Origin of the sequence: uncultured Flavobacterium sp. (assembly GCF_951805225.1) — a bacterium.
In the GTDB taxonomy this organism is placed as follows: Bacteria; Bacteroidota; Bacteroidia; order Flavobacteriales; family Flavobacteriaceae; genus Flavobacterium.
This window is the reverse complement of record NZ_OX638201.1, coordinates 2651691-2673972: the sequence shown is the minus strand read 5'-3', so window position 1 is coordinate 2673972 and position 22282 is coordinate 2651691. Positions and strand designations below refer to the sequence as shown.

14 protein-coding genes are annotated in these 22282 nt (G+C 32.8%); 10 read left to right on the top strand and 4 right to left on the bottom strand.

Features of this window, described 5'->3' with window-relative positions; genetic code table 11:
* Position 1 precedes the first annotated feature (1 nt).
* Both WN975_RS10585 and WN975_RS10580 read left to right on the top strand, forming a co-directional pair.
* On the top strand, positions 2 to 961 hold the full coding sequence (locus WN975_RS10585) for a hypothetical protein (RefSeq protein ID WP_337966506.1): 960 nt from the start codon (positions 2 to 4) through the stop codon (positions 959 to 961).
* Between the two features lie 86 nt (positions 962 to 1047).
* Complete coding sequence (locus WN975_RS10580; RefSeq protein WP_337966505.1) at positions 1048 to 1851, top strand: SDR family oxidoreductase; 804 nt, start codon at positions 1048 to 1050, stop codon at positions 1849 to 1851.
* Between the two features lie 27 nt (positions 1852 to 1878).
* Here WN975_RS10580 and WN975_RS10575 read toward each other — a convergent pair whose 3' ends face one another.
* On the bottom strand, positions 1879 to 3186 hold the full coding sequence (locus tag WN975_RS10575) for an ATP-binding protein (RefSeq protein ID WP_337966504.1): 1308 nt from the start codon (positions 3184 to 3186) through the stop codon (positions 1879 to 1881).
* A 294-nt stretch (positions 3187 to 3480) separates the two neighbouring features.
* Between WN975_RS10575 and fsa the strand changes: the two genes are divergently transcribed.
* Both fsa and WN975_RS10565 read left to right on the top strand, forming a co-directional pair.
* Positions 3481 to 4137 carry a fructose-6-phosphate aldolase gene (fsa, locus tag WN975_RS10570; protein WP_099708641.1) on the top strand — a complete coding sequence of 219 codons (657 nt, stop codon included), beginning with the start codon at positions 3481 to 3483 and terminating at the stop codon, positions 4135 to 4137.
* Between the two features lie 88 nt (positions 4138 to 4225).
* The gene (locus tag WN975_RS10565; RefSeq protein WP_337966503.1) at positions 4226 to 4720 is read left to right on the top strand and encodes a hypothetical protein; all 495 of its coding nucleotides are present in this window, start codon (positions 4226 to 4228) and stop codon (positions 4718 to 4720) included.
* Positions 4721 to 4851: 131 nt separating this feature from the next.
* Here WN975_RS10565 and WN975_RS10560 read toward each other — a convergent pair whose 3' ends face one another.
* The 3 genes from WN975_RS10560 to WN975_RS10550 all read right to left on the bottom strand — a co-directional run bounded on the left by WN975_RS10560 (position 4852) and on the right by WN975_RS10550 (position 8234).
* Positions 4852 to 6324, bottom strand: coding sequence for an MFS transporter (locus tag WN975_RS10560; RefSeq protein ID WP_337966502.1), 1473 nt, complete (start codon positions 6322 to 6324; stop codon positions 4852 to 4854).
* 166 nt (positions 6325 to 6490) lie between these two features.
* The gene (locus WN975_RS10555; RefSeq protein ID WP_099712660.1) at positions 6491 to 7192 is read right to left on the bottom strand and encodes a LytTR family DNA-binding domain-containing protein; all 702 of its coding nucleotides are present in this window, start codon (positions 7190 to 7192) and stop codon (positions 6491 to 6493) included.
* Positions 7182 to 8234, bottom strand: a complete 1053-nt coding sequence (locus tag WN975_RS10550) for a histidine kinase (protein ID WP_337966501.1) — start codon at positions 8232 to 8234, stop codon at positions 7182 to 7184. The genes WN975_RS10555 and WN975_RS10550 overlap by 11 nt, the downstream gene beginning before the upstream one ends.
* A 333-nt stretch (positions 8235 to 8567) precedes the next feature.
* On the opposite strand from WN975_RS10550, the gene WN975_RS10545 reads away from it, so the two are divergent.
* From WN975_RS10545 to WN975_RS10520, 6 genes are all read left to right on the top strand, one after another.
* Positions 8568 to 10919, top strand: coding sequence for a S8 family serine peptidase (locus WN975_RS10545; RefSeq protein ID WP_337966500.1), 2352 nt, complete (start codon positions 8568 to 8570; stop codon positions 10917 to 10919).
* A gap of 477 nt (positions 10920 to 11396) precedes the next feature.
* Positions 11397 to 14582 (top strand): SusC/RagA family TonB-linked outer membrane protein, encoded by a 3186-nt coding sequence (locus WN975_RS10540; RefSeq protein WP_337966499.1) that lies wholly within the window; start codon positions 11397 to 11399, stop codon positions 14580 to 14582.
* An 11-nt stretch (positions 14583 to 14593) separates the two neighbouring features.
* Positions 14594 to 16114 (top strand): SusD/RagB family nutrient-binding outer membrane lipoprotein, encoded by a 1521-nt coding sequence (locus tag WN975_RS10535; RefSeq protein WP_337966498.1) that lies wholly within the window; start codon positions 14594 to 14596, stop codon positions 16112 to 16114.
* A gap of 89 nt (positions 16115 to 16203) precedes the next feature.
* Positions 16204 to 17229: a glycosyl hydrolase family 18 protein gene (locus WN975_RS10530; protein WP_337966497.1), complete on the top strand. Its 1026-nt coding sequence runs from the start codon at positions 16204 to 16206 to the stop codon at positions 17227 to 17229.
* Between the two features lie 352 nt (positions 17230 to 17581).
* Positions 17582 to 20614 carry a SusC/RagA family TonB-linked outer membrane protein gene (locus tag WN975_RS10525; RefSeq protein WP_337966496.1) on the top strand — a complete coding sequence of 1011 codons (3033 nt, stop codon included), beginning with the start codon at positions 17582 to 17584 and terminating at the stop codon, positions 20612 to 20614.
* 11 nt (positions 20615 to 20625) lie between these two features.
* Entirely contained in the window at positions 20626 to 22209 is a 1584-nt protein-coding gene (locus WN975_RS10520) for a RagB/SusD family nutrient uptake outer membrane protein (protein WP_337966495.1), read from the top strand.
* Positions 22210 to 22282 lie beyond the last annotated feature (73 nt).

Here is a 22282-nt window from a genome sequence, read left to right as displayed (position 1 = left end):
TATGAAAAAGTTTGTTTTAAAACTGATTGTCAGTATTGCTTTGATGTATTTAATTCTCTTGGGAATTCAGGCTATAATGGACTTTTATTTGAAAAAAGATAACTGTTGCTCTAATAATACCTGGAGTCAGGTTTATGAAGGTAAAATTAAAGTCGACGTTGTTGTTTTAGGAACGTCAAGGGCGGAAGTTCAATATGATACCGAAATTATTAAGGAAACAACGGGTTTAAAAACCTATAATCTTGGCTTGAGCGGAACACACTATGATGTTTTGAAAATTAGATGGAAAGCATATCTTAATCATAATAGTAAACCGAAAATTCTGGTTTTAGATTTAGATGATAACTCGATGCAGGATTTGAAGCAGATTTATAATAAATTTCAATATTTGCCCTATTTTGATACTAAGGAATATGAAGCTGTAGCCAAAGAAATCGATGATGACTATTACTTTGAAAAGTACATTCCGGTTTATAAATACAGAGGTTATGAAATGAGCGCTTATAAACAAATCAAATCTTTAAAAGATCCTTTTTATTGTCCCAAAAATGTAAATGGATATCTTGTAAATGATATAAAATGGCTTGAAAGAGATTTTGAAGTTTTAAAAAAGCTTAAAGAAAAGGATAAAGCAAAAGAGAAATTCTACATAAATCACTATAAAGATGGTTTTGCTGTTTTGAATGAAATAATCAAAGATTGTAAACAGAATAATATAAAAGTTATTTTTGTTTGGTCGCCATCATATTTTGAAGCGCAGTCGCATTTTGCATTTACAAAAGAATGCATAAATGGAACTGTAGATAAAATTTCGAAGCAAAATAATATAAAATACTATAATTTCTCGAAGGATTCAATATGTTTGAAAAGGGAGAATTTCTACAATTCGATGCATATGAATAAAATTGGAGTTGCTAAATTTTCTAGAAAGATTGGCAAAATAATTAATGAAGAAAAATAGTTTTTGTTTTGTAGTTTCGTCTATTGAGATTTAGAGAATTATAAAGTGTGAGGATTTAAAAATTTTAATGAAATAATTATAATTAAATGAGCAAAGTTGTTTTAATTACCGGAGGATCTTCAGGGATTGGAAAATCAATTGGAGAATTTTTACATAAAAAAGGTTTCGTTGTTTATGGAACTAGTAGAAATCCTGAAAAAGTATTGAATTCTATTTTTCCACTTGTGGCGCTGGATGTTCGAAATGCGGAATCTATAAAAACTGCTGTGGCTAAAGTTATTGCAACTACCGGAAGATTGGATGTTGTGATTAATAATGCCGGTGTTGGAATTACTGGTCCGTTAGAAGAAATTCCGATGGAGGAAATAAAAAACAATTTTGAAACGAATCTTTTTGGTCCAATTGAGGTAATGAAAGCTGTTTTGCCTCAAATGAGAGAACAAAAATCGGGTTTGATTATTAATATTACGTCAATTGCAGCTTATATGGGATTGCCATATCGTAGTGTTTATTCGGCTTCAAAAGGAGCTTTGGAATTAATTACGGAAGCTTTGCGTATGGAAGTTAAATCTTTTGGAATTGAAATTACGAATGTAGCTCCGGGCGATTTTGCAACCAATATTGCATCAGGACGTTATCATGCGCCTGTTATTAAAGGTTCGGCTTATGAAAAGGTTTACCAAGACACGCTTGCGGCAATGAATGAGCATGTTGATGCAGGAAGTAATCCAAACGAAATGGCCGAGTTTGTGTATAAAATTTTGCAAGAGAAAAAACCGAATGTTCATTATAAAGTTGGTGCTTTTATGCAGAAATTCTCAATCGTTTTAAAACGTGCTCTTCCGGATAAAGTGTACGAAAAAATGCTGATGAATCATTATAAGTTGTAATAAATTAAGCAGGAGTAAAATTTGAAATTATAGCACAGGAATAAAAATCTCAAATTTTGCTCCTTGATTTAAAACTCCTTCGACTCTTATAAATCCTTTGTGGTTTTCTACAATTCGTTTTACTATAGTAAGACCAATTCCGGTACTTTTGGATGGTTTTGTGTGTAAAGCCTGGAAGAGTCCAAATATTTTTTCGCTGTACAATTGGTCAAACCCAATGCCGTTATCAGCAATCGTTATTTTGTGGTATTTAGTAAATGGTGAATTTTTGTCGAATTCTCCGTTTGTAATTTCTGCAGATACTTTTATGATCAGATCGCGGTCAGGACTCGCAAATTTTATTGCGTTGCTGATAAGATTATAAAGTAATTGCCTGAATTGAAATTCTATTACAGATAGTTTTCCTAATTCTTGTATGTCAAAGGTTACATCTTTAGTTTCTACTTCTTCTGTAAGATCGTCTATGACATCTTTGGCAATGTCATTCAAATCTTTTATTTCGAATTTTCGATCATCAAATTTAGTTTTAGAGTAGAGTAGAAGATCGTTTATCAAATTTTGCATTCGGTAAGCTGAATTTCTAATTTTTTGAAATGATGTTTTACCTTTTTCGGATAAATTTTGAATTTCTTCGCGTTCAATGCTGTCGGTAAAAAGCTGAATTTTACGTAATGGTTCCTGTAAATCGTGACTTGATATATAGTTGAAAGCTTCTAATTCGCTGTTCATTTTTTCGAGAGAAATATTTTTTTGGATTAACTTTTTCTCGATATCTGAATTTAGTTTTTCGATTTTTTTCTTCTCGACTTCGGTTTTAGCTAGTAGCTTATTTTTTTCGTTCAGTATGATGTTTTTTTCGTTTTCCTGTTCGATTGCTGTTAGGTGAAATGAAATTAACTCTGCAAAAAGCTTGAACATTTCACTTACTTTAAATTCTTTAAGGCTGTTTGGTTTTGGGTCAATTGCGCATAAAGTGCCAAAAAAACTTCCGTCCTGGCGAATAATTGGTATAGAAATATAACTCTGAAGTTTGTACATCGCCGGAGTATGATGATCGTGGTATAGCGGATCTTCGCTTACATTGTCAATAATTACGGGTTTTAGATTTGTTCTGATATCGTTACAAATCGTAGTTTTAATTTGTAGTTCATCTCCCGGCTTTAAGCCAAAAAGCACATTGTCCTGAACGCTGCACGTTATCCATCGCTCGTCTGTAACTCTTGCTACTGCTGCGAAACCCATTCCTGTGGTCTGGCAGATTACGTTGAGTAATGTTGGGACAATTGAAATTTTTTCAATATTAATTATATCTTGTTTGAAATGATCTTCTAGCACTTTTATGAGGGTGTTTTTATTTTTTAAAAATACAAAAATTAAACTAGTTTTTTGTTTCTTGTTTTGTAACGTTTGATTTGATGATTTAGAAATTATTTTTTTATTTTTTTATCTTACTGGAAATTATAAGTTGTAATTTTGCACCTGATTTGCGTGAGGGATAGGAGCAGACTACCGAAGTAGTGTGGATAGCCCGACCTTATTTAGGAAAGGCGCGTATAAGCGGTTTGTTAAGTGCGCCTTTTATCAATAAGGTCACGCCCAAAATAGGAACACAATTAAATAGATATAATTATGAAATTTTTTATTGACACGGCTAATTTAGCTCAAATTAAAGAAGCACAAGCTTTAGGTGTTTTGGATGGTGTAACAACTAACCCGTCTTTGATGGCAAAAGAAGGAATCACTGGAAAAAATAACATCTTAAAGCATTATGTTGATATCTGTAATCTTGTTGATGGAGATGTAAGTGCTGAAGTTAATGCGCTGGATTATGATGGAATGATCAAAGAAGGTGAAGAATTAGCTGAATTACACGATCAAATCGTTGTAAAATTGCCTATGACTAAAGAAGGTGTAATGGCTGCAAAATATTTTTCGGATAAAGGAATTAAAACTAACGTAACACTTGTTTTTTCTGCTGGACAAGCTTTATTAGCTGCAAAAGCGGGAGCAACTTATGTTTCGCCATTTATTGGTCGTTTGGATGATGTTTCTACTGATGGTTTAAACCTGATCGAAGAAATTAGATTAATTTTTGATAACTACGGTTACGAAACTCAAATTTTAGCTGCTTCTGTGCGTCATACAATGCATATTGTAAACTGTGCTAAAATTGGTGCTGATGTTATGACTGGACCTCTTTCTGCAATTTACGGATTGTTGAAACACCCATTAACTGATATTGGACTTGCTCAGTTTGTTGCTGATTTCGAAAAAGGAAATAAGTAATTAAATAGTTACATATAATTAAAATCGCCAGTTTCTAAAGAAGCTGGCGATTTTTTTTTATTTTTATATGTCTCAAAAAGAACTACATATGAAAAAAGTAATTATAATGTTGGTGTTTTTAGTTGCGGGTTTAAATGTAAATGCGCAGGCAAAAGTTTTGACAAGTGTAAATGATGTCGGAGATGTGGCTACTTACGAACTGGATTGTTCGGTTAAATTTCAGACTCTCGCCAAAGGTTTGCGTTATAATATTACACGTCACGAGTTTAAAGGTCCTGAATTGAAAAACTCCTATCGATTATTGCTTGTTATGGATGGTTTTTATTCTAAGACTTTAAATAATTCTATGACGATTTCGGCAGTATTGACTGATGGAACTGTTATTGAAGCCAAGAAAATTATTGAAGATGATGGTTTTTTTGACGGCGCTTGTACTTTGAAAATTAAGGATCCAAAATCGTTATTAGAGGCTAATATTGATAAAGTTATTGTTCATGCTGATAAAGATGTTGTTTATACTTTATCAGAGCAAAATAAGGCTCTTTTTAAAAAGAATCTGAATGCGATTATTACGGCTAAATAGTTTTAGGAAAGGTTCAAAGGAACATAGTTGCAACGGTTCAGAGGTTTGTTTGTTGATATTGTGAGTTTTAAATATAAAAAAAGTCCCGTTTACATTGTAAACGGGACTTTTTTTATATTTTATATATTTTCTTAGTGACCTCCACCTTCGCTTTGAATGTTATGATCAATTCCTTGTCTTTTTAAGATTTTTGGGCAATAGAAACCATAGAATCCTAAGTATGCAAAACCAATAAGTGGTACAATATAAGAGAAATGTGTCCATGTGATTCCGAAGATTCCACCTGGGCTTGTAACGTCAATATCACAGATACTTCCTTGAATCAAAGGAATAACTCCTCCTCCAAGAATCATCATAATTAAGAAAGATGATGCTTTTCCTGTATTTTTTCCTAAACCTGCAATCGCTAAATCGAAGATTGATGGCCACATGATAGAAAGGAATAAACCTCCAGAAATAAAGAAGAATTTAGCAATTTGTGGATCTGGACAAACTAATCCGGCAATCATCATGATTACTCCTGAAATTCCGAAAAGCATTAATGTTTTTCCAGCGTTTTTACCACCTACAAAACTTACAGCGATAAATAACAAGATCCAGATTGGGTAGATATAGAATGAAGAAACGTCGTGTTTAGCAAAAATGTTAGCGCCAATAATTACTCCAAATGCAATAGCCGGAACAATAAATTTAAGTGCTGTATTTACTAAGTTTGAAGTATTGAAAACGTTTACACCACCATTCCAACGGCCAATCATTAAACTTCCCCAGTAAAGAGAAATAAACGGAGCGATAGCATCTTCTAATACATTTCCGAATTCTGATGTATGAAGTAAAGCTGGTAAATTACTGATGATAGTTACCTCAGTTCCAACGTAGATAAAGATTCCTAACATTCCTAAATATAGTTGTGGGTAATCTAATATGTTGAATTTTTCGTGAGCAACTTTAACTACTTCTTCCTCTTCTTTTGCAGGATCTTCGATTTTTGAGAAGTTCATGAAAATGGCAACAGCAATAAATGCAAGACCAAGAATGATGAATGGTAATTTAATATCTTCTAATGAAAGTGATGTTTTTTTGTCGTCTCCCATTCCAAATAAAGCGATTCCTAATAAGATAGCTCCAATTGTTGTTCCGAATGAGTTGATTCCTCCTGCCAATGTTAAACGGTGTGCTCCGGTTTGTGGACTTCCCATTTTAATAGCTAAAGGATTTGCTACGATTTGTTGAATTGAAAAACCTAAACCTACAGTAAATAAAGCGGTTAAGAAAAATGGAAAGCTTTCCATTGTTGCTGCAGGAATAAATAAAAATGATCCAAAAGCTGATAGAACTAATCCAGCAGAAAGTGTTTTTTTATATCCGAATCTTTGTAAAATATCCATTTTTAGAGAAACTAAAAAGAAGATTATTGATCCTACGAAGTAAGAGACATAAAAAGCCCAAGCTACTAATTGTGATTGTACTTGAGATAAGGTAAATACTTTTTTGAATACTGGGATTAGGATATCATTGGCTGAACCAACAAAACCCCAAAAGAAGAAAACAATTATCAAAGAGATAAACTGTCCCCATTTGGTTTGAACATTTTCTGAACTCATAATTTAAGAGGTTAATTTTTATTTAATATGTTTTTTGAAGACCGTAAATATATTTGTTAAGTATATCAAAAAAAAATAATTAATAAAAAATAATGTTAAATTTAAACCAACAACAGTATTTATTCAACAAAGTGTTAGTTTTTATAGAGTTATAAATGTTAAATATTTACTCGAGAATTTTGTTTTTTACCTCTTTACTATAGTTTCTGCCAATAGGAATGGTATAAGACTGAATTTGGATTCGATTTCCCTCGATAGATTTTACTTTATTTAAGGCAATTACATAAGATTTATGAATTCTTAAGAAGCGATCAGCAGGTAATTCTTCAGATAATGAGGTTAAAGATTTGTGTGTAATGTAGGTTTTATCGGGCGTCACGACTTTTATGTATTCCTTCATTCCTTCGACAAATAAAATTTCTTCAATATTAATTTTCATCATTTTTTTATCGACTTTGATAAAAATATGAGAATCTCCTTTGGTGGTTTCTACCTTAATATTGTTTTTGACATTGAATTCGGTAGTAATTTTATTGATGCATTTTATAAATCTTGGTAACGGAATTGGTTTTACTAAATAATCAAGAACATCAAGATCGTAACTTTCGGCGGCAAATTCTCTAAATGCAGTTGTTATAATGACTTTGGTTTTGTTTTCGATTAAGCTAATCAATTCAAATCCAGTCATCATTGGCATATTAATGTCCAGAAAAACAGCATCTACAGAAGTGCTGTTTATAAAATCCAGCGCTTCCAGAGAATTATTAAATGTACCAATTACTTCAAAATCTGTAAAATTGGTAAAGTAATTCTGGAGGACTTTGATAGCCAATGGCTCATCATCGATCAACACGCATTTAATCTTCATCATTAATTGGTATTTGCAAACGGATTATATAGTAATTAAATTTAGTGGTATACTTAAGACTGAAATCATTCTTGTAAATTAATTTTAATCGTTTTTTGGTATTGACTAATCCAATTCCACCTTTTTGATTAAGATTTTGTGAAATTACAAAATTATTTAAGATTTCAAAATCTAACATTTTATTGTTAGTAACTTTACAATTGATCTTTATTTTTAAGTTACTATTGTTTAAACTCCCGTGTTTAAAGGCGTTTTCGACCAAAGAGATAAAAATCAACGGAGGCACAACAATATCTTCTATATCAGATTCGAGATTTATCGTAACTTCTACATTTTCAAAGCGTAACTTCTCAATTTCGATATAATTCTGAATGTAATCTATCTCTTTTATTAACGGAACAAATTTGGTTCCTTTTACATCATATAACACATATTCCATCAAATTTGATAGTTTTATAATCACATCTGGAACCTTATTTGAAGATTCTAATGACAATGCATATAAATTATTTAATGTATTGAAGAAAAAATGTGGCTGAATTTGATTCTCAAGATATTTCAGCTTGATTTTGAACTGATTTTCTCTCAACGATCTGTTTCTTTCTCTTTCTCGTAACCAGGTCAAAGTCAGGTAAACTGATGAAGCCATTGCAAGAACATACAATTCGCCAATACAAACTGCTACAATATGATTAATCTCAAAAGGATGGTATTCACGATTGGCTTCCGGCCAGATATTTTCGGATATAATGTAATAGGTAAGTGCTGTTTTTAATAAATAGATAGCAAAAAGACTCGCCAGTAATGAAAATGTATATGTAATATATTTCTGCTTTAATACGAATCTGGGTACTAAAACAAATAGATTAAAATAGACTAAAGGAATGTGCAAAGAGAATTCAATTAAGTTTGATTTGAACGAATAAGGATAATCATTGAAGTAAGCTCCCCATCTTAAAAAGTTAAGAGTGAAGTAAGTACTCCAAAACCAAATGTGATTTTGAAGTTTAATGTCAAATTTCAATTTTCGAATTTCGCTCAACTTATCGTTTTAGTTATTGATTTTTCTGGCTTGTCTCTATAAATATTGTGCAACTTTAAACAATTAGTTGCTTAATCGCAATTCTTTTGAATATTATTTTATAAAAAAATGAAATTAGTGTGTTTTTTATTTGATGTAACGTTTTCGTAAAACATATTATTGATTGTTTTGTGTCGTTTGTTTAACGTTTTGTGTAGTTTATATAAAAAATTTCCTATGTAAAAATTTTAACAATATTTTTAACATATTAACTAACGATATTGATAGTTTATTTCTTAAAATAATATTTTTTATGAAAATCAGCTATAGTGGAGTTTACTAAAAAAAATATACATGAAAAAAGAATTACTCTTAACCATTTTTATTGTTTTGTTTAGTATTTCCGGGATGTACGGACAGAATAATCCTTATTATTACTATAAGGGAGAAAAAGTTTATTTGACGGTAGATAAATCTACTGTAAATATTAGTACTGAAGAAAATCTTCAAAAATCAAGTATTACGGCATTAGACGTGAAAGATTTTGATTTGGCAACAGACAAGTCAAGTGCTAAAGGACAAAAGTCGGCGAGATTAGAATTTAAAAATGTTCCAACCGATGCAGAATTTCAGAAGAAAATTAAATCCTTAAAAGAAAATCCATCCGTAAAGAATGTCTCTTTATATTATAAAAGAGATAATGCTAAACCTATTGGTACTTCGGCTTACTTTTATGTGAAACTTAAGAAGGAGAAAGATTTTGCAAGACTTCAAAAAGTTGCTTCTAAAAAAGAAGTTGAAATTGTAAAACAAGTTCCTAATATGCCTCAATGGTATATTCTTTCTGCGAAAAAAAATAAAGCAGAGAGTTCATTAGATCTTGCGAATTACTTTTTTGAAACCGGATTTTTTGAAGATGTTGATCCTGCTTTTATGTTCGATTTTAAAAGTAGCTGTACAAATGATACTGATTTTGGATCTTTATGGGGATTGTATAATGCTGCAAATCCTAACATAGATATTAATGCTTGTCAGGCATGGAATATTTCACAAGGAAGCGGAGTTAATATTGCTGTTGTCGATCAGGGAATTGATAAGACTCACAGCGACTTGGTAGGAAATATTTCCAGTTTAAGTTTTGATACTCAATCCGGGACTTCTCCTAGTGTTTTTACAAGTGGTTATTGGCATGGAACACATGTAGCTGGTACAATTGGAGCAATAAAAGATAATAATTTTGAAGTTGTAGGAGTTGCTCCACTTTCTAAAATTATGGTTGTTAGTCATCAGTTAATATCCACACCTAATATATCTGCTGAATTGGCAAGCGGTATTAGCTGGGCTTATCAAAATGGTGCTGATGTTATTAATAATTCCTGGGGAGATCAAGGAGGTGCTGGATATAATCAGCTTCATAGTACGATACTTGAAAATGCAATTATAAATGCAATGACTTTAGGTCGAAATGGAAAAGGTTCCGTAGTTGTTTTTGCATCTGGTAATTATGGTGCTTCTGGCGCTGTTATGGATTATCCGGCTTATTTTAATGACAATATATTAACTGTTGGTTCAATAACTTCGGTTGGTGATCGATCCTCTTTTTCAGGATATGGTACAAAGTTAGATGTAGTTGCGCCAGGAACTGGGATTCTTTCTACTTATCCAGGTAATTCAACTAAAAATGATAGCGGAACTTCTTTTGCAAGCCCGCATGTTGCCGGTATAAGTGCATTAATACTTTCTGTAAATCCATCTCTTACAGGTCAACAGGTTCGTGATATTATAGAACAAACTTCTCAAAAAGTTGGAACTTATTCTTATGGAGCATTTACAGATAGGTCAAACGGAACATGGAATTCACAAACAGGTTATGGTTTAGTAGATGCTTATGCGGCAGTTTTGGCAGCACAATGTACGGGGACAACTTCTCAAATATCCGGAGCTACTTCTATTTGTTCAAGTGCTTCATATTCGGCTCCAACTGGCGGAACTACTTATAATTGGTCTGTTAGTCAGAGTAGTAGTTTAGTTACTCTTTCTGGAAATGGTACAAGCACGGCAACATTAACCAAAACATCACAAACAGCTACGGGACAAATTACACTTAGTTTGTATTACGGCAGTGCGTCTTGTGGTTATAGAACTATTAGTAAAACGATTACTATCGGAAGTAATTTTGTAGCTACTTTGCATGATGGAGTAGGGCCTTATGGACAAGTTGATGTTTTTGTGCAAGGTGGAGCGCCGCCTTATAACGTTTATAGAGGAGAGACAACTTTGATATATACAAGTAATTCTCCAGGTACATTTGTAGTGCCATTTGGTTGTGGCGGAGGAATTCTTAAAGTCGAAGCAAATACCTCATGTGGTCTTGTGGCTTATCGCAAAATGTATTCCGGATGTAATACAAAATCAAGCGTATCTACACAAGCAACAAGTAAAGTTGGAGATAACTCTTTTTATAAAATATATCCAAATCCTGCAAGTAGCGTCATCAATGTATCTTTAGTAAATGAAGATAGAGTTCCTGATTTTGGCGCTCAGATTAATGCGATATTATATGATTTAAACGGTCAGGAAAAAAGCAATGTTGCCGTTGTTAATAATACGGCATCTATAAATGTTAGTCAGCTTCAAAAAGGAGTTTATGTTCTAATAGTAAATATCAACGGAGTTTCTGAAAGTCATCAGGTTCTTGTTGAATAAGATTTTACTTTAGAAGCTAAAAAATATCAAGCATAAAATGATGCCTGATTAGATTTTGGACTTTTATTATAATTTAAGATTATTTTAAGAGTTTAGAATTTAGTCAGGCATCTTTATTTTATAAGACTTTCTGAAGGAATATTTTGAATTTTTTAATATGATATTGATTATCAGTAATTTAAATTTTGAGCGATTTTTAGTACTTTGGGTTTGCAAAATATTTTCAATTATTCGTCTAAAAAGCTTAAAATAGTAATCGTTATTGAGTAATTGTTCGTTATTTGGGAGTTTTATTGCAATAAATCATTGTGTTTTTGCAAAAAAAATGAAAAATAATGCTTTGAAAACGTTTTCGGATAACGGATTATTGATTGTTTTGTGTCGTTGGTTTAAAATTTTAAGTCGTTTGTATAATATTTTTTTTTTAACAGTGTGTTAACAATAAATTTACGACTTAACCAACAAAACCATGATAAAATGAAACAAATTATGTTAATCTTTATGATTGTATTTACGGCGCAGGTCTCGCTTGCACAAGTAAAGACGATCAAAGGTTTAGTAAGCGATCACAACGGATTGCCGTTGCCAGGAGTAACTGTTATTATTCAAGGCACAAAAACTGCAACCCAATCTGATTATGACGGAAAATATACGATACAAGCATCGACAGGGGATGTACTTGTTTTTTCGTATATAGGTATTAAAACTAAAGCGGTAACTGTGGCCGGTTCTGCTACAATAGACGTTGTACTTACGGAAGATGCTCAAAACTTAAATGAAGTTGTTGTTACTGCATTAGGTATTAAGAGACAAAAGAAAGAACTGGGTTATGCAGTTCAGGATGTAAAAGGCGACCAGTTAAGCAAGGTAATAACGACAAATGTTGCTTCGGGGCTTTCAGGAAGAATTGCCGGAGTTGATGTTTCGTTGCCTGCAACTGGAGTTGGAGGTAGTTCAAGGGTTATTATTAGAGGTATTTCGAGTATAGGTGAGAGTAATCAACCACTTTATATTGTAGATGGAGTTCCTATCGATAACTCAGGTTTGAATAATGATAGCGCTGCTACTAGTAAATGGTTTGATGGAAGAGATAACGGAGACGGGATTTCGAGTATTAATCCAAATAATATTGAGAGTTTGACAGTTCTAAAAGGAGCTGCTGCATCGGCATTATATGGTTCCAGAGCATTAAATGGTGTAATTTTAATTACAACTAAAAAAGGAAGCAAAGGAAAATTACAAGTTGAATTCACAAGTGGTGTTAGCTTTGACAGAGTAAATGCTAAATATAATGATTTCCAAGATCAATATGGTAGCGGAAGTCATGGTGTTTTACCAGATCCTACAAAGGCGCCAGAAGAATTATACGGATATACTACTAGTGCTTGGGGACCTAAATTTTCAAATTCAATAGGACAACAGGTTAAAATATTTGACGGTTCTATGAAACCTTATGCTAAAGTTGATAATAATATTCAGGACTTTTTCAGAACTGGATTTACAACAACAAACGGAATTGCACTTTCTGGTGGTAGCGAAACGGCGTATGTTCGTTTTGGATATAACAATCTGAAAAATGATGATGTTATTCCTAATTCTGGCTTAGAAAGAAATGATGCCAGTTTAAACGCAACTTTAAAATCAGATAAATTTACTTTAGATGCTAATGTGAATTATATGATCGAAACTACTGCTAACAGACCAGGTTTAGGTGATTCACCAAACAACGTTGGATATTCTTTAAGTAGTTTGGCACCAAATATTGATCAGGCTTGGCTTCAACATTATAAAAATGAAGATACGGGAGAAATTTATAAATGGAATAATAATATTTATCAGTTAAATCCTTATTTCACAGTAGATGCAAATCACAACTCTTCTAAGAAAAACCGTTTTATGGGTAATGTTGCCGGAACATATCAACTTGCAAAATGGGTTGGATTGACTTTTAGAAGTGGTTTAGATACTTATCTTTTTACTTCAAAAGATTTTATGTCACCTGGAGGAACTTGGCCAGCAAGAGAAACTGGATATCTTGGATTGAATGATATTACAGTTTCTGAAATGAATACTGATTTTATTGCTAATTTTAGTGAAATTAAATTGACTGATGATTTAACATTCTCAGGAATTTTAGGAGCAAACAGAAGAGATTTTAGAAGACAGGAAAATTCTAGTTTCGGAACAAATATTATTGAACCGGGAACAGAATATATAAGTAACTTTTCTAATCAGACTATAAATGCGCCATCAGTAACTAAAACAAGAACAAATTCTGTTTACGGTTCTGCGAAGTTTGACTACAAAGGATATTTATATGCTGAATTTACAGGAAGAAATGACTGGTTTAGCGTTATTGACAAAGATGCTTTTTATCCTGGAGCTTCATTAGGTTTTATATTTTCAGATGCATTTAATATAAAGAGCGATACATTTTCTTATGGAAAATTAAGAGCTTCTTGGGCAAAAGTTTCTAATGCGCCGGGAGCTTACAAAAACTCCTTAAACTATACTACTTATTCTTCTTACGACGGACAAAGTGTTGTGAATGTTAAGAATACATCGGCACCAAATGCTAATTTAACCTATCAAACAAAAAAAGGAATCGAATTTGGTTTAGAAACAGCATGGTTCAAAAACAGATTAAGAGCTGATATTACAGTTTATCGTGAAGATACTTCAGATCAAACACTTGATTTAGCATCTTCTGCAACATCAGGATATGAATTTCTTTCTGTAAATGCAGGAGAGTTGCGTAACGAAGGTATTGAGATATTTTTATCTGGTACGCCAATAAAAACTAAGGATTTTGAATGGGGAATTGATTTGAACTTTTCTAAGAATAAAAACTCAATTCTTTCTCTTCATCCAGATATTAATACTTACACTATTTCTGAGGCTCGTTGGGCAAATGCTGCGATTGTTGCACAAGTTGGCGGACAATACGGAACTATTATCGGAAGAGATTTTCAAAGAACACCACAAGGAGAAATGATTATTGGTGCAAACGGACTTCCTACATACACAGAAAATAAAGTTGCTTTAGGAAAAGGGCTTCCGGATTGGGCAGCTGGTTTAACAAACAGATTTTCTTATAAAGGAATTACACTTCAATTTTTATTGGATATGAAATTTGGAATGGATGTATATTCTATGACAAATTCACTTGCTGCAGCAAAAGGACTTTTGGATATTACTACAGAAGGAAGAGATGAATTTATTGCCGCAAGAACACAAGCAGCAGCAAGCGATCCTAATTTTGTTTTTAAAGACTGGGTTCCTACAGCTGGTTACGTTGCAAATGGAGTTGTGAATACAGGAACTGCCGATAATCCGGTTTATGTAAAAAATACAAAACCAGTAGATCCGCAAGAATATTGGAGAAGTGTTACAGACGCTACTCCGGCACCGTTTATTTATGATGCTTCTTATGTTAAACTAAGAGAGGTAAGTTTAGGATATACGATACCTAAAAGTGTTTTTGGCGAAAAAATCAACTCAATTTATATCTCTGCATTTGCAAGAAATTTATTGACATTCAATAAAGATTTGCCAAACATTGATCCAGAGTCAATGTATACTTCTGGAAACGGACAAGGTTTTGAGTATGGTTCATTGCCATCAAGAAAATCATACGGTTTTAATATTAAAGTTACATTCTAAAAAAGTAAATTATGAAAATTAAACATATAATAATAGTCGCACTTTCAGCATTTACGGTAGTAGGCTGTACAGACAACTTTGATGAGCTGATGAAAGATCCGGTTGCGTTAAGTCCAAATCCGGCAGGTCAGCTTACATTTACTCAGTTATGTATGTCAGGTAATGGATATTATCAACATAGAACCAATTTAATATATTCCGGAGGTTTTATTCAGCATTATTCAGGTTCATGGGCAGTAACAGAATATGGCGGAAAATTTAAGCCAGTCGATGATTATGCAACCGCTTTATGGAGAAGTGTTTATTCTAATGAAATGAAAAATGTTGTCGATATCATTGATAAAACTAGTAGTGATCCAGCGGCGAGAAATATGAATGCTGTTGGTAAAATTATGAAAGTAATGATTGCACAGCGTTTAACTGATATTTATGGAGATGTTCCTTATTCAGAAGCAGGTTTAGGTTTCTCTAAAGGAATTGTAACGCCTAAATATGATAAACAAGAGGATATATACAATTCATTTTTCAAAGAATTAGAAGAAGCTTCAACTCAGCTAACTGCTGGTGGAGGTGCGGTAAAAGGAGACTTATTTTATGCTGGAGATATTTCAAAATGGAGAAAATTAGCCAATACAATGCGTTTACGTTTGGCGATGAGAATCTCAGAAGTAAAACCTGCAGAAGCAGAAAAGCAAGCAAAAGCAGCTTTTCAAGGTGGAGTTTTTGAAAGTAATGCTGATAACTGTATTATGAAACATTTGGCTTTTCCTTTTAACGATGATCCTTCAAAACTTGATTTTAGAGGAAACGGATTGTCTTACGGTTTTATTGGAGATCAGGGTGGAGATCACTTTAGCTCTTTGCTAATTAATTATTTAAGAGATAATGGAGATCCTAGATTAACAATGTTGGCAACTCCAAAAACGGCAAGTTCAACAGGTGGAGGAGGACCAAAACCAGGAGAAAATCTATATGAAGGAGTTGTTCCGGGATCTTTTATCTGGGAAGTTCCGGGAGGTTCAGAAGCAGTATCAGATATTCAGCCTTACTACCAACAATTAACGACTCCGTTTTTACACGTGAGTTATTCAGAGTCACAATTGTTATTAGCAGAAGCTGCTTACAGAGGATGGATTTCAGGTTCGGCAGCAGACTTTTATAAAAAAGGAGTTGAGGCAGGCGTAAAACAGTTAGAAATTTATGGTGCACCTGCAGCAAGTCAGGCAAGTATTAATACATATCTATCTGCAAAACCTTTAGTTGTCGGAACAGAAAAAGAACAAATTGCAACACAACTTTGGGTTACTTATTTGTTTAATAGTATAGAAGCTTATTCAAACTGGAGAAGAACAGGATATCCTCATTTAGTTCCAATAACAAATTCAGATTCCGGAACTGGCGGAGTTGTACCAACACGTTTGTACTATCCAAATGATGAATTACAGAAAAATGAAAAAAACTATCAGGAAGCTGTAGCAAGACTTGGAGGAAAGAATGACTGGTTAGGTAAAGTTTGGTGGGATGCAAACTAAAAAATAGTCCCAAAATATAAAGTTATGCCTAATAAGGTATTATTTTCATTCTAATTAAAATTCAAACCACAAGTTTAAAATTAAAAATTATGATAAAAAATAAAGCCTTATTAGGCATCCTTTTTTTTATAAGTTCACTTTTATCTGCTTATAGTTGTTCAAGTGACAAAGAAACAAATCCGGAAATTATAAAAACTAAAACAGCCAGAGTTGTTGGGTATTTATCGACGGATAATATTAGCAAAATGAATTCAATTCAGTTTTGCAAATTAACACACCTTAATATAGCATTTGCAAATCCGGATAAAAATGGAAATTTAATTTTTTCTGGAGATATTGATTCGCTTATTAAATATGCCAAATCGGTTAATCCTAATATTGTAATAAGCATTTCTCTTGCAGGCGGAGTAATTTCTCCGGAGCAAGCTGCAAATTGGTCTTATTTAATTGATAAACCCGAAAACAGACCCGCTTTAATTCAAAACATAATAAATTTTGTCGAATTGCACCATTTAGACGGAGTAGATGTAGATCTAGAATGGGATGCAGTAACTTCAGGATATAGTGGTTTTGTTCTTGAATTAAAAAAGAGTCTTGCAACGAACAAAAAACTTTTAACTGCTGCTTTACCCAATAATACAAGATTCGAAAATATCAATTCAGAAGCGTTGAATGCTTTCGATTTTCTGAATATTATGGCGTATGATAGTACTGGTCCGTGGACACCAAATAATCCCGGGCAACATAGTTCGATGGCTTTCGCCAAAGACGGAATTGATTTTTGGCACAAACTTCAAAATGTATCCAGTGATAAATTGACTCTTGGCGTACCTTTTTATGGATATAATTTTACTTATCCTGAAGCTACGAGTTCGACATTTGCTCAGATTGTAGAAGCAGGAACTCAATTTGCAGATCAGGACGAAATAGGAAAAATTTATTATAACGGAAGACCAACCATTTCACAAAAAGTAGAATTTGCATCTCAAAACACCGGAGGAATTATGATTTGGGAATTAGCACAAGATTCTTTTGGCGAATATTCTTTGTTGGATGTTATTCATAAAAAATATACTTCCTTAAAAACTAAAACAACCGGATTGTGTGGAAATTAGAAACTTTAGAAATCTAAAGTTTTTGTTGCTGTAATCTTAGTTTTTCATGATTACTAATATTTTGTTAAAATTAAATATTTATTATTAAAAATATTGATTTTAAGGCTAAATATCAAGCAATTACTGCTTTGTTGATGATTCAATATTTGTTAACTAAATTCCTTATTTTTTTAATTAAAAATTAGATATAAGTAAAAAACGTTAGAATATATCAACATGAAAACGTTTTCGCAAAACGTATTATTGAATGATTTATGTCGTTTGTTTAAAATTTATTACCGTTTGTATAAATTATTTTTTTTAACAATCCCTTAAGAATAAATTTACACCATAACTAACAAAATAAATAAACATGAAAAAAATTTTCTTAATCTTTATGATTGTTTTTACGGCGCAAGTTTCGCTTGCACAAGTAAAAAATGTCAAGGGTGTGATTACGGATGCTGAGGGGATGCCATTGCCAGGGGCGTCTGTTGCTGTACAAGGAGGTCAAAAAGGTTCTACGACCGATTTTGACGGTTTGTACACAATTGAAGTACAAAAAGGACAAACTTTAGTTTTTAGCTATGTTGGTCTTGAAACACAAAGCATTGTTGTAGGTGATGCTTCTACAATTAATGTTAAATTACAACAAGCGGCATCAAATGCTTTAAGTGAAGTTGTTGTAACTTCATTAGGTATTAAGAAAACGAGAAAATCTTTGACTTATGCAGCTCAAGAGCTTAAAGGAGAAGAGTTAACTCGTGTAAAAGATGCTAACCTTATTAATACAATCGCAGGTAAAGTTGCCGGTGTTGCTGTAACAAAAAGTTCAGGAGGTACAGGTGGATCTACTAAAGTAGTTATTCGTGGAAACTCTTCTGTTTCAAATAATCAACCATTATATGTTATTGATGGTATCCCGATGTTGAATTCAGGATCAGGACAGCCTAATGATACATTTGGTAGTTTATCTGGAGGTAACCGTGATGGTGGAGATGTTGTTTCTTTGATTAACCCTGATGATTATGAAGGAATGACAGTATTAAAAGGTGCTGCTGCTTCTGTATTGTATGGTTCTCAAGGTGCAAATGGAGTAATCTTGCTTTCTTCTAAAAAAGCAAAAGAAGGAAAATCAAACCTTATGGCTTCATCTGTAACTACTTTTGAAACTGCTGCTTATTTACCAAAATTTCAAACAGATTACATTGCTAATCCAGGAGAAGATGAAACTTGGGGAGCTAAACAAAAAACAAAAGATCACGTAAAAGATTTCTTTACTACAGGAACTACACAAATTACATCTTTGGGTTATTCTACTGCTTCAGCAAATTCTTCGACTACGTTGTCTTATGCTAATACTTCTGGAACTGGAATTATTCCTGGAAATAGTATTAAGAAAAATAACTTTGGTGTTCGTCAGAGTGCTAAATTCTTTGATGATAGATTAACAGTTGGTGTAAATGCAAATTATACAACACAATCAATTGATAATAAGCCAGTAAATGGTCTTTACTTCAATCCACTAACAGGTGTTTATTTAATGCCAAGAGGAAATGATTTTGATTATTACAAAAATAATTATGAAGTTTTTGATCCAAACAGAAACTTAATGGCTCAAAACTGGATGACAAACAGAGATATTATGCAAAACCCATATTGGGCTATTAACAGAAATAAATCTGAAGACACAAATAATTTCTTTAATGGTGCTTTAACAGCTTCTTACAAAGCTAATAATTGGTTGACAATCGCTTCAAGATATAGTTATAATAGAGTTGAAAGCGTATTTGATAAAAAAATATTTGCTACAACTCAAGGAACTCTTTCTAACGCAAACGGTAGATATATCAACGAGAATTCTTTAAGTACTCAACGTTACGCAGATTTAATTGCTACAATTAATACTAAGTTTTCTGATAATTTTACATTCAATGCTAACATTGGTACAAGTATCACGAATACTTTAACTAACCAAAAAACAATTTTAGATTCTGGAATTGGTGGAGGATTAACACTTACTAACTGGTTTACACTTCATAATTTTGTAAACAATACAGGAAACTACCAAACAATTGATTCTAAAAGAGAAGTACAATCTGTATTTGCAGCTACTACTTTTGGATACAAAGAAATGTTATATTTAGATTTAGCAGCTAGAAATGACTGGTCATCTACATTGGTTAACACAGATTCTCCATCTTATTTCTACCCTTCTGTAGGTTTAACAGGTATTCTTAGCCAAATGTTTACAATGCCAGAATTCGTAAACTTTGCTAAAGTTCGTGGAACTTATGCTCAGGTAGGTAATGACGTTTCTGCTTTCGTTACAAGCCCAGTAAATTACTTCCTTCCAGGACTTCCTCCACAACCACAAGTTGGTGTACAAAGAGGAACTACTTTGAAACCAGAATTAAAATCAGAATACGAATTTGGTACAGAGTGGAGAATGTTCAACAATAGATTAGGTTTTGAAATTTCTTACTATAACTCAGTTACAAAAAATCAATACTTACAAGTTCTTGCTCCAGAAGGAAACCCAGAAGGAGTTAAATTCTACGGATTCAACGCTGGAAGTATTGAAAACAAAGGTTTCGAGATTGTTGTAAATGCAGGTATTGTTAAAGGAGATAAATTCTCATGGGATTCTTCTGTGAATTTCTCTCAAAACAGAAATAAAGTAAAAGAACTTCCAGACAGATTAGGAAAAATTGTTAACCTAACAGATCCAGGTGTAAATAACTATCAATATTCATTAGTAGAAGGAAGACCATTTGGGGTTATTATGGGTAAAACTATTTTAAAAGATGCTCAAGGTAGAATTCTATTAAATTCAGATGGTAAAATTCAAAATAACGGATCAGGTTTTGTTGAAGTAGGAAATTCTAATCCTGATTTCATGTTAGGTTTCTCTAACTCTTTTAAACTAGGACCATTCTTTGCAAATGTATTACTTGACGGTCGTTTTGGTGGTGAAGTAATGAGTATGACTCAGGCACAAAATGATTATTTTGGAGTTTCTAAAGCTACAGGAGATGCAAGAAATGCAGGAGGAGTTGCTATCAACGCTGTTAAACCTGATGGTACAGTAGTTACTTCAATGGATGCTAAAGATTACTACAAAACAGTTGGAGGTAGAGATGGAATTACAGGCGAATATGTTTATAGTGCTACAAACGTTAGCGTAAGAGAGGTTTCTATAGGATATACTTTCAATCCTAAAAAACTTCCTCTTTTTCAAACAGCTAGTATTTCATTAATTGCTAGAAACTTATTCTTTATCTATAAAGACGCTCCTTTTGATCCAAATATTGCTTTAAGTACAGGAGAAGGCTTGCAAGGTGTTGACATCTATGGTTTACCATCTACTAGAAGTATCGGTCTTAATTTAAATGTAACGTTCTAAATTCAAAAAAAATGAAATTAAAAAATATAAAAACAACAGCTGTCTGTATTTCATTACTTGCTGCGGTAGGTTGTACAGATAATTTTGAGGATATTAATACAAATCCTAACGGTTTTAGTCAAGATCAATTAGCGCAAGACTTTAACCACATTAAAGCAGGATTTGCTCCGATGTTTAATAATATCCAGGTATTAGGAAATCAAAGAGAAGATCAATATCAATTACAACAAAACTTAAATAGTGATGTTTGGTCAGGTTATATGGCTACTCCAACAGGTTTTAGAGGTGGAAGTAATAATACTACTTACAATCTTGTTGATGGATGGAATGGTGCTATCTGGAGTAATGCATATCCTAACGTAATGTTTAATGCATACGATATTGCTAATAAAGCAAAAGGAAAATACGATCAGTTTTATGCACTTTCTCTTATTATTAAAGTAGAAGGAATGCACAGAGTTACAGATATTTTTGGACCAATTATCTATTCTCAATATGGTAAAGATGCACCAATACTTTACGATTCTCAAGAGGATGTTTACAACCAAATGTTTTCTGAATTAGATTTTGCTGTTGATGAATTAACAAAAAGAGTAGATGCAGGTCAGCCTACAGCTTTTGCTGCAACAGATTTATCAGGTTACAAAGGAGATTACAAACAATGGGTAAAATTTGCTAACACATTGCGTTTAAGATTAGCAATGCGTATTGTAAAAGTAAAACCAGCATTGGCAAAAACTCAAGCTGAAAAAGCAGTTGCTCACAAATTTGGAGTAATGACTACAAATGGAGACGCATTTAAAATTGTATCTCCGGATTTTACAAATCCTATTGCTACAATTAGTGGTTCATGGTTAGATATTCGCATGTCTGCAGATATGGAGTCTATTTTAAAAGGATATAATGATCCAAGGATTGTTCCTTATTTTGATACTTCAACTCAATTTCCAGGTCAGTACAAAGGAATTCGTACAGGTATTAATATTGGAGGAAAAGGAGATCACCAGGATTTCTCTGGAATTGGAGCTGTTGTTAGATCTAAAGAGATTTATTTAATGACAACTGCAGAAGCTTATTTCTTAAGATCTGAAGGAGCTTTAAGAGGTTGGAATATGGGAGGTGACGCTGAAACATTATACAAAGCAGGTATTCAGGCTTCATTTGATCAAAGAGGAGTTTCAGGAGCATCTGCATATATGGCAGACAATGTTAAACTACCTGTTGATTATACAGATCCTAGTTTCCCGGTAAACAATATAGCTGCAGTAAATAATGTAACTATTGCTTGGGATCCAGTTGCAACTAACGAAGTTAAATTGCAAAAAATTATTACTCAAAAATGGATTGCAGGTTTCCCTGAAGGACAAGAAGCTTGGTCTGATTACAGAAGAACTGGTTACCCTAAATTATTCCCTGTACTTGTAAACAATAGTGGAGGAGTAATTTCTACAGCTCTTGGAGTAAGAAGAATCAACTTTGTACAATCTGAGATTGCAAATAATAAAGAAGGTGTAGCTAGTGGTGTAGCTAAGTTAGGCGGACCAGATAATGGTGCAACAAGACTTTGGTGGGATACTACTGCTCCTAACTTCTAATATAAAGATTAAAAGAATTTAAGTTTGGTTAGTAAATGGTATAAGTAATGAAAATTGCTTATACCATTTCAAA